This window comes from Thalassococcus lentus (assembly GCF_028023555.1).
GTDB lineage: Bacteria > Pseudomonadota > Alphaproteobacteria > Rhodobacterales > Rhodobacteraceae > Thalassococcus_A > Thalassococcus_A lentus.
This window is the reverse complement of sequence record NZ_JAQIOY010000012.1, coordinates 42,448-51,848: the sequence shown is the minus strand read 5'-3', so window position 1 is coordinate 51,848 and position 9,401 is coordinate 42,448. Positions and strand designations below refer to the sequence as shown.

General features: G+C 56.3%; 12 protein-coding genes. 6 read left to right on the top strand and 6 right to left on the bottom strand.

Going from position 1 to position 9,401, the window contains the following annotated elements; all coding sequences use genetic code 11:
* Positions 1-150: 150 nt before the first annotated feature.
* From PFY00_RS18690 to PFY00_RS18680, 3 genes are all read left to right on the top strand, one after another.
* Complete coding sequence (locus PFY00_RS18690; protein WP_271434122.1) at positions 151-786, top strand: NaeI family type II restriction endonuclease; 636 nt, start codon at positions 151-153, stop codon at positions 784-786.
* A gap of 501 nt (positions 787-1,287) precedes the next feature.
* Entirely contained in the window at positions 1,288-2,412 is a 1,125-nt protein-coding gene (locus PFY00_RS18685; protein WP_271434121.1) for a toprim domain-containing protein, read from the top strand.
* Positions 2,409-3,455 carry a hypothetical protein gene (locus tag PFY00_RS18680; RefSeq protein ID WP_271434120.1) on the top strand — a complete coding sequence of 349 codons (1,047 nt, stop codon included), beginning with the start codon at positions 2,409-2,411 and terminating at the stop codon, positions 3,453-3,455. Before PFY00_RS18685 ends, PFY00_RS18680 begins: the two co-directional genes overlap by 4 nt.
* Here the strand turns inward: PFY00_RS18680 and PFY00_RS18675 are convergent.
* Complete coding sequence (locus tag PFY00_RS18675) at positions 3,444-3,755, bottom strand: hypothetical protein (RefSeq protein ID WP_271434119.1); 312 nt, start codon at positions 3,753-3,755, stop codon at positions 3,444-3,446. The genes PFY00_RS18680 and PFY00_RS18675 overlap by 12 nt on opposite strands.
* 236 nt (positions 3,756-3,991) lie before the next feature.
* Between PFY00_RS18675 and PFY00_RS18670 the strand changes: the two genes are divergently transcribed.
* Genes PFY00_RS18670 through PFY00_RS18660 form a run of 3 tightly spaced genes read left to right on the top strand, consistent with a single transcriptional unit; the run spans position 3,992 to position 5,916 of the window.
* A complete protein-coding gene (locus PFY00_RS18670) occupies positions 3,992-4,342 on the top strand; it encodes a DUF3768 domain-containing protein (protein ID WP_271434118.1) in 351 nt (116 codons plus the stop codon).
* A complete protein-coding gene (locus tag PFY00_RS18665; protein ID WP_271434117.1) occupies positions 4,342-5,235 on the top strand; it encodes a DNA cytosine methyltransferase in 894 nt (297 codons plus the stop codon). The genes PFY00_RS18670 and PFY00_RS18665 overlap by 1 nt, the downstream gene beginning before the upstream one ends.
* Positions 5,236-5,247: 12 nt before the next feature.
* Complete coding sequence (locus PFY00_RS18660) at positions 5,248-5,916, top strand: hypothetical protein (protein WP_271434116.1); 669 nt, start codon at positions 5,248-5,250, stop codon at positions 5,914-5,916.
* On the opposite strand, the gene PFY00_RS18655 is transcribed toward PFY00_RS18660, so the two are convergent.
* The 5 genes from PFY00_RS18655 to PFY00_RS18635 form a co-directional block, all read right to left on the bottom strand.
* Positions 5,913-6,209: a type II toxin-antitoxin system RelE/ParE family toxin gene (locus tag PFY00_RS18655; protein WP_271434115.1), complete on the bottom strand. Its 297-nt coding sequence runs from the start codon at positions 6,207-6,209 to the stop codon at positions 5,913-5,915. The two genes, PFY00_RS18660 and PFY00_RS18655, sit on opposite strands and share 4 nt — an antisense overlap.
* A 14-nt stretch (positions 6,210-6,223) precedes the next feature.
* Positions 6,224-6,475, bottom strand: a complete 252-nt coding sequence (locus PFY00_RS18650) for a type II toxin-antitoxin system ParD family antitoxin (protein ID WP_271434114.1) — start codon at positions 6,473-6,475, stop codon at positions 6,224-6,226.
* A 116-nt stretch (positions 6,476-6,591) separates the two neighbouring features.
* Positions 6,592-8,046, bottom strand: a complete 1,455-nt coding sequence (locus PFY00_RS18645) for a hypothetical protein (protein ID WP_271434113.1) — start codon at positions 8,044-8,046, stop codon at positions 6,592-6,594.
* 38 nt (positions 8,047-8,084) lie between these two features.
* The gene (locus tag PFY00_RS18640; RefSeq protein ID WP_271434112.1) at positions 8,085-8,393 is read right to left on the bottom strand and encodes a hypothetical protein; all 309 of its coding nucleotides are present in this window, start codon (positions 8,391-8,393) and stop codon (positions 8,085-8,087) included.
* Between the two features lie 20 nt (positions 8,394-8,413).
* Entirely contained in the window at positions 8,414-9,064 is a 651-nt protein-coding gene (locus PFY00_RS18635; protein ID WP_271434111.1) for a tyrosine-type recombinase/integrase, read from the bottom strand.
* Positions 9,065-9,401 lie beyond the last annotated feature (337 nt).

The window sequence follows — 9,401 nt, the reverse complement described above, 5'->3', positions numbered from 1 at the left end:
CTGCCTCGCTTGAGCTCCGCAAAGGCTCCGCTCAGCAGGCCTTGACCGCAAACATATCAACAGAAAGAAACAGGAACGGATTCTACACCTGAACGGCCCGGATCAGGGGGCTGGGTCAGGCTCAAAATAGAGCACTACGTTCGTGACTTTTTGCGTGCTCCCAAAGGAATTCGTGACTTAGTGATTGGCAACAGAGACGTGGACATTAAAAATACGCTGGACAACAGCTGGATGATACCGCCGGAGACATATCGGGAAGAAGGTCCTTGCTTAGTCATCAACTCCAAAGAGACAGAAAGCCAATGCTGGATGGGCGTTCTATTGGCAAGGGAACAGTACCTCAACGCCCCCAACCGCGACGGAAAACGGGGAGTGAAGTCGAGCGCAGTCGCAAATGTGCTCTGGCTGGTTGAAGGGGCTGATTACCCGCCGTCCGTTTGGCGTGCCTTTGATATGGCCGCCTTCAGAACGTTGCGTGAAGTACAGCCTGGCACAGCCCGTGCTGCAGATTTCTTTCGTCAGAACCTGGAGACGCCGGTGCCGCGTGAGGTGATTGAGGCGCTGCTATTTGATCAGGATGACCCGATGAAGCGCCTGCGCAAGAACCAAGGCGCGCGGGGCGTGCTCGGACCCGAAGGTATTGCTCTGCTATCGGATACATTTGGCAACGGTTTGCTGCAAGAAATGGGTAGAGGGAAGCTCCCGCCACGGACGTTTATAGCAATTAAACCGCGCAATGACGTGGAGCGTCAGAAACTCGAGGAGATTGGTGCGATAGACGCGTGACCCCACCTTAGCGACGAGCGCCTGACCGAAGACTGAGAATTGGGGTTAAAGGTCGTTTTCGCAGTTTGCGCAGCTCTTTTTGGTGCAGCAGTAAACGACCAATGTCCGCGGGAGCTCACGGTCGCTGCATTTGCATTCACCGCTTAGTTTCGGGGTTCCAAGGGCCCTCCCTTGGCAAGTTGCATGTCGCATCAAATCGGCCTCGGTTCGCTCTGCGACCGGGCTGTTTGTGCAGACATGCAAACTTGCGCGGCGCAAAAGCGCTGCCGCTGTGGCTCTGCCAGATAAACATCGCGTTCCGCTTTGAGGAAAAAATCAGCTTTGCTGCTGCGCAGCGTGAGTGGGGCTTTGCCCATTCGATTTTCAATGAGCCTCGGGTTTAAAGCCCTGCACAAGTCTTTGTTTTCCTTGGCCGCGTTTGAGGATCGCTTAGCATGAGAGCCACCGGAAGGCGGAGTTCCGTCCCTATGTCGGGTCGTGCTCTTCCTCCAAGCCTGCCCCATGAACAAAGTGAACCCACAACCGCCTCGGCTCGAATCCCGCCATCTTGACGAGATACGCGCATCTATCGACTGGCCGACCATGTTTGCCGCGCTTGGTCTGCGCAAGTGTGAGAAGAAGAGCAAGCAGAACGACTGGTGGGCCTACTCGCCTTTTCACGACGAAATGACTCCGAGTTTTCACATGGGTCCTGGTGGGCTTTGGTATGATTTTTCGATCGGTGAAGGCGGAGGACCGATTGAGCTGATCCAGCGCATGGAAGGTGGAAACTGCTACGAAGCAGGACGCATAATCCTCGAACGCCGCTGGGCCACTGCATCAATTGACCTAGCGCAGCCTGTCACACAGACTCGCCAGCGCACCCAAGCACGGGCCGCGCATGCGGTTGCGCCGGACTGCGCAGGGGGTGCGCCACGCAATGCGCCGATCCGGCAGGACTTGCTCAAGATGTGCGCCTATCACGACACGATCGCGGCGCGCGGGATATCTGAGGAAACCTGCGATTTGCTCGGGATCGGCTTCCTGCCGCAAGGACGGTCGCCTCTGAAAGATCGGATCGTGTTTCAGGTCGCAGATGCACGTGCTGTGTCACAAGACGACCGTCGAACCCGGGTGATCCTCAGCCATCTTGGCCGTTCCATTGAGGATGCCGAACCCAAGTATCTTTTCTACCAGGGTTTTCACAAATCTGACGAGCTCTACGCACAAGAACTCATCTGGCTACATGAAGACGCTGCAGATCAGATCCAAGAGACCGGCACGATCATACTGACAGAGGGTCCTTTCGATGTAGCCAAGGCCGTCGAAGCTGGTTTGCGCAACGTTGTCGGCAGCTTTGGCGCTAGCCTTTCCGACGCTCAAGCCGACAAGTTGAAAACCATGGCAGATGCGCGTGGCGCGAAGCGAGTGCGCATCGCATTTGATCGTGATGACGCCGGTCGCACCGGAGCCAAAAAGGCCGCGCAAACCTTGCGCAAAGCTGGGCTTGAAGCGGAAATCTTCGATTGGGACGCGCCCGTTGGGCGCAATCGCCAAGGCGATGTGTATCTGCCCACTTCGGTCCAAGACCTCGCCGATTTCTCCACCGAACAACTTCAATGGCTGCGCCAAAGGAGGCTGCTGTGACCAACCAAACTGACTTTAGCCAAACCGTCATGGGCATGGTCTTGTCCCATTCCGATGTGAACGCCGCTTTGTCCGCGATGTCGCCTACATTCGCTAAATCAGACTTCGCCGATGCTTTGTGCGTCGTGCTTCAAACCCAGGTCTCACCAGAAATGGCGCACCGGGTTTTGCAGTCTATCAAGCGCAAAGGCGTGATAGCCTTCGACAAGGATGCACAGCTGTGGCGCATGACCGCGCAACCTCCCGCGCAGAGATTTGCGCCTCTTGCAGAGCCGCTGAAAACATTACCGCTTTTAACGCCACATGTTGCGCAGCCCGTTCAGTATCATGCGTTGGACAAGTTCCAGAATGCAGCGATCGGCATGATGCAAGCCTTAGCCTGCATCGGATTGATCGCGGCGTTGATTACGCTCAACGCGAGTTTCGCGTGGGAGCTCGGACGCGAGGCGGATCAGTTTCGGGCAGCTTTTGTCGTCGGTTTGATGGCGCTTGATTTGATGCGGCCGTTTTTGGTGGCGGCTGGCTTTGCGCTGTTGGCTCGGCGGCATTTTGCGAAAGCGTTAGTGGGCTTTGCGGTGGCGTTCCTGCTGTCGCCGGTGTCCGTGCTGTCGTCGACAGCGATTTTGTCATCGTCCTTCCTCCTAGGGGCTGAGATGAACGCCGATGAACGGGTGCAAACCGCGACGTTGGAGACACTGCGCGGCGAACACACGCGGCGTTTGGCAGAGGCTGAGCGTTTGAATGATGCGTGGCGCACCGAATGCGACCGGGGTGGCTGTGGGCCTTTGGCGGCTGAGATTGAGGTTGCCTTCCTGAACGCACAGGCCGAGGCGCAGGCGGTTTTGGAACGGATCGAAGACCTGACGGACGCCACCCAAGGCGCGTCTGATTTGTTGGCGCGGATGGTGGTGACCTTCGAACGGCTTGGGGTCTTTGGCCAAGGCCGCGAAATCCTGCTGCCTTTGTTTCTGGCGATCAGCCTCGAGCTGGGCGCGCTCTTTGGCCCAGCTCTGCTGCTTGGTCGCCGGCGGTCAATGCCCTGAACTGGCGTCAAAGAGATCTTGGCAGTATGCCTGCAGGTCTTGAGCGTCGTAGTACCGCATGTTGACTGTTGTATCGCCCCAAGAGCCTTCGATCGTGTCGGTTCGCGTGTTGACCCAGATCGTTGGACCACCAAAGGCGACAAGGATTTCAGCGCCGAGGAATTTCTTGCGTCCGTCCACGGTGTATTCGATGCTCAAGGCATCGTCGAGAAAATCAGAAATGGTATTTTCGGTATTGCTTTCCAATACATAAGCGATGGCAAGGCAGTTTTGATGAAGCTGGTCGCGTGATGTGGTCATGTCTTGTTTGGGTTAGTGAATAAAGACACCAAAGACGCGCTGCGCTCCAAGAGGCTGGCGTCAAGGAGGAACCCGCAGGGGCAAATCCTTGAAGACAGACAGGGCGCGGCAGACTTCAGAGTGTCTGATCTGGCGCAAACCGATGACAAAGGGCCAGTGCCACTCAGAACGGTTGTGCAAAGCTGGAGAGATTTTGGAACGCCGATAATCTGGATATGACACTAACCCACCGATGCATGACAGAATGCCCAGACGATCTCAAAGACGAAACCGCCGCGATCCGCGACCTCAATGACAAGCTCCGCCGCAGCTTTGAAGGTGGGCAAGTGCTGATGACCCAAGGGGTGAACGCGCTCGCGGGCAATACGCTCGCGCAGGTGCTGCTCGCGATCCGCGACTTCGATGACTTCACCGAGGACAATGATCCATACGGGACTCACGAATTCGGATCCGTACAAATCGCAGGCGAGACGGTGTTTTTCAAGATCGACGCCTATGACGAAAACATGGAATACGGCTCTCCCAATCCGGCGGATCCGGAGGTGACGCGGCGGGTCATGACAATCCTTCTCGCCTCCGAATATTGATGGTGGCTTGGTATAACGACACCGACCCTTACGCCGCGCAATGGCTGCAAAACCTGATCGACGCGGGCCATATCGCGCCGGGCGTGGTCGACACCCGCGATATTCGTGACATTTCTCCTAATGACCTCACACAATACACCCAACTCCATTTCTTCGCCGGGATCGGCGGTTGGAGCCTCGCGCTCCGAGCGGCAGGATGGACGGACAACAGGCCCGTCTGGACGGGCTCCTGCCCGTGCCAGCCATTCTCAAACTCGGGCCAACAAAAGGCCTTCGACGACGATCGCCACCTCTGGCCGGTCTGGTTCGAACTCATCAAAGCCCTCAAACCTGCAACGCTGTTTGGAGAGCAGGTTGCGGCGAAAGCTGCCCTCGACTGGTTCGACCTTGTATCGGCTGACTTGGAAGGCGCGGGTTACGCCGTCGGGGCGACAGATCTCTGCGCTGCGGGCCTTGCCGCGCCGCATATCCGCCAAAGGCTCTGGTTCGGGGCCACGCGCCGGATGGCGGACGCCAATGGCGCATTCGGCGACAGCGAGTTGTCGGACGCCGCGGCAATTCTACAAGCGACAGAAAGCGCACCGGCAGATCAACCTGCAAGACCAGGCGATGATGTCGGGCTGGGCGACGCCCACGGCACGCGATCACAAGGACGGCCGCGAAAGCCTCGTGCCGATCAACGGGCTCTTGGGACGTCAGGTTTGGACCGCTGCCCATGGCGAGAGCCTGAGTGGATCTGGTGCCGGGACGGTCGTTGGCGATCGGTTGAACCCGGCCTTCGCCCGCTGGCTCATGGGGTATCCAACCGCGTGGGACGATTGCGCGCCTACGGCAATGCGATCGTGCCGCAGGTCGCGGCCAGTTTTATCGAAGCCTTCGAAGAAAGCCTCTAATCCCAAGAAATAATGTCCACCCGCGCGACCATTACTGTTTCTGACGAGAACGACAGTTTCGACATCTATCAGCACCACGACGGGTATCCCGAAGGACCGAATGGCCTTGTTCGTCACATCGCGATGGCACAGCGCCTCGCGTGGGATCTGCCCCGGTTTGAAGCGGCGGATTTTGCGGCTGCCATCATTGCGGTACTGAAAGACAGAGGCGGCTCCACCTATCTGACTGAAGACGCCGAAGCCCACAGTGACCGCTCCTATTGCTACTACGTCGAGCCTGTGCGGGAAGGAGTGTCCACTCAAGTCAAACTGACCATCCACAAACCCAGCTTCCGGACAGAAGATCCAATTGAGCTGTTCTCGGGACCGCTGCCAGAAGCCATCACAAAATTCGACGCGGTTGGCGAAACAGCCAAACAACCCCGCGAGTATCAGATCCTGATGGACGCGGAGGCCGCTCTTTACCGCGCGCAAGAGGAAATCAGTGCCCTATGCGGCGAACGACCAGACGAGGACACAGAAAAAGTCTATGAAGACATCGAAGACGCAACGCGCTCCCTCATGCGCCTGCGCCAGCATTTTGAAACCATGTCGCCGTGGCGAGCGCTCAAAGTGGCAGAAGACAAGTCGGTCGACGCCAAGCTAGCTTGGGAAGCCCATCAAAGGTTCCAGCGAGACTAACCGTTTTGCTCTTCTGCCTCGACCAAACGTAAGGGCAGGTTTTGGCTTTGGTGTAGGATCGCAACGATGATCACGTCGTCGTTCTGCGCCAGACGCCAATAGATGAAATGCTCTTGATAGGCGCGAAAGTTGCCTTCCACCTGAAAGGCTTCTGGGATTTTTCGGATCGGGGCGTCTGTAATGTTTTCACATGCGGCGAACAAACCGCCGATGTACCGATCTGTTTGGTCCGCCCCAAACTTTTCCAAAGTGTAGATATATATGTCATCCAACGCCGCAAGAGCCGCTGGCATGTAGCGTGTTTGCCTCATGAGGCGGTGGGACTATGGCGTGCTTTGAACGTCTCGAAATCCATTGGGACAGACGCTTCATCAGGCTGGTCAAAGGCCTCTTGAAGCGTCGCTTTCAGCGCTTCGAACGCCCGCTGTTCCTGTCGTTCTCGATCACGCCGGATCAGGTCACGCACGTATTCGCTGGCGTTGTCATAGTCGCCTTGCACCCCAACACGCCCCGAGACGAACTCGGTCAATGGTTCTGTCAGCCGAACAGATAGGTTCATGGTTTTGGACATTAAGAAACGCTCCTTGTCATCAATATACAGGAATATGCAGGCTTAGGCAAAAGTTTGTGGTGCAAACCAAGTGTCTTTTCTTATGGCCTGACAAGGGTTCGTCGCTAAGCCGCCGCGCGTCCGAAATGCTCTTCACCTGTCCACAAAGCAAGGCGGTTTGCTTCGACCATGGCCGCAAACAAGTCCCAATCAAAGTTGCCATCTTCGTCGATGATGCCCTGCCGTCGATAGTCGGCCCGCATCTGTTCGGGATTGATATCGCCGATGGCAGCGTCGCCTTTGGCGTTTTGGAACTGCATCAGGTAGGGGATGCGATCTAGGTCTGACTGACTAAGTAGTTCGCCGTCATGGCCCGCAAACCCGCCGAAGAAGATCTGACACAACCGTTGCGTTCGGTTGAAGTCCTCCGGCATACGGATGTCTAAAGTACCGCCGCCGCGTTCCATCACATTGCGCCCCGGGAAGATAGTTTCGGCCATGTTGACCCCGTGCAGTTGGCTCATCATTTGTCCGGCGAGACCGTACATCACCATATCTTCCGCAGTTGCCGTTTCAGGCAAGAGCACGGTGAAATCGCCAACCTCTTCTTCAAAGCGCATGGCGCGCGCGCCAGTATCGGTCAGGCCAATCGACTGGCCGTCGCGGATTTCTTCGAACTGACCAGGCTCGAGCATAATCGGCTCTTCACGCAATTCGCCCGTCTCGGGATCACGCACCCTACGGGTACCAATGCCTTTTTCAAAAACGTCGATCATCTCCGTACCGGTCACGACATCCAGCTCAGGCCTTTCAATGCCCAACACTTCGGCGACGGCGATTTGTGTGGCTTCAGAAACGCCCGATGGCAGAGCGCTGCCGGGGGTGTCGAATATGAACGCCTGCGCGAACCGTTTGGGATCTGGTACGCCACTCGAAAGGTCGACAGTTTCTACCCTTGCCAGAATGATCTCTGCGTCGGCGGGGATCTCTTGAGCGACTTCGATGATTGTTGCGAATTGGGCTAGTTTAACCCGTTCCGTCGCCGGAACACGTGGGTCTTGGGCCAAAGCAAGAATGATTTCCGCGTTCGATTTACCGGATGACACCTGTTCTTCAATAAGGTGTTTGTAGGCGTCCCTTTGCTCTGCGGCTTGATCTGTCCGCGCGGTCTCTTGCGCCAACACCATCGCGTTCTGTTCTGCTGCGGCCTCTGCTTGTGAAGCCTCCAACTGACCCTGCAGCAAATTTCCGATGTCGGCCGGCTCTAAACCATCGTTGACCAAATCAAAGCCACAGGCCGTCTCAACCTGATGCAGCAGATCGACGAGCTTTTCAGGAACCATCGCAGGATCAACCTCGATGCCGAAGCAAGTGGTTGATCCATCCGCTTCGCTCCAATTGTCGAGCACCAGCGCTGCCAATGTTGCGCGACGATCTTCTGGCCGTTCCAGTTCAGCCAAACGCACCCGCTGATCTGAGCGGTCTTCGTCTATCGCCTCGATAGTGGGCTGTGATCGATCCGTACTTCTCTCGATAGATTTTGATTGCTCCGGCCGCCGATCAGGAAGTTCTGCGTTCATTCCCAAACATTATACTGATTGTCGATATCGCGCCAAATTCAGTTTGTCTCGAGAAGTCCTAGGTCAGCACGCGCGTCAGCAAGAAGCGCATTGGTCATAGCAGCCATATCCGCTTCGATCGCAAGACGCTCCCGCTGAGTGGCTGCGATGCCCGCCCTAGAATAAGCGGAACTGAGATTTGCGTCGCGGATACGCGCGCATGCATCAGCCTTTGCGTCAAAAAACCTCGGCCTCAACCCTTCGTTGCTCACGGCCGTCGTGCGATCTCTTGCGTCATCCAGACAGACCTCAAAGGTCCGCATGATTTCGGCAAGATCTGCCTCTAACGCAGTTTCTGCAGCCGCCAATTGACTGCTCCCCACTAAGGCTAAGATAGCAATCCTTCGCCCAAGTCGTAGCGCAGGCACATCTCGGTCACGCGCATTTGGGTGATGCCGAGATAATGCAGCGTGGAGGCCTCGGACGCATGCCCATACATCCTGGAGATATCCGCCACCCGTTCGCCCGCTTGATACATCAACACCCCTTTGGTTCGGCGCAACGAATGGCAGGCGAAGTCGTCCGGCGGCTTCCCCAATTGCTCTGCCCATTGCTTGATAAGGCGGCTCAGATGCACACGTGTGATCGGATCGGCTGAAATGGCTGACTTTGTCCGAGTGAAAAGGAAGTCCTGCTTGCCCTTGCCGGATGACCTGATCCAACGCGCCAAAGCCCGTTGCGTCGAAGGCGTGATCACCGGCTCGACCAGTTTGCCCGTCTTCTTCTGCTTGCGCGCCAGCTTTTGCCGCAGCCGACCGTCCGAATAACTTACATCCACAACGCGCAACGTTAGCAGGTCGCTGGCGCGTAGTGCTGTGTCCAAAGCGAACAGCAATAGCGCCAGATCGTGCCAGTTTTGGGAACGCGAGAGTTGCACAATCAGTTCCTGCACTTGTGCGCGCGTGAAATGGCTCTTGGGGCCCTGAGCTCTGTCCTTGTTCCAGCCCGCGCCATTGCGGCGTTTTTTTGAGGCCGTCATGAAGTTTGGAGGTTAGATGTTCGCTTCTTTCAAAAGCGAACGTATTATAACATTTTAATCCGGTATTTCAGAGGCTTAATGTGACTTCGCCAAGGGGCATTCGATGATGCAAGATGAAGAAAACATGAAGAAACAGGGGCTTGAAAGGTTCGCTTTTGAAAAAAGCAACCTTATGATTGCCTTGGCCTAATCAACATTTATGGACCCACTTCAAACCGTCTACGCCCAAGCTCTGAAACTGAACCTGTCGCTTTCCGAATTAAACGACCAACGCACCGATGTTGTGCCCGCACTCACTTTATCAGATGAGCTCGTCCGCGAATTGGGACGAGCTTGG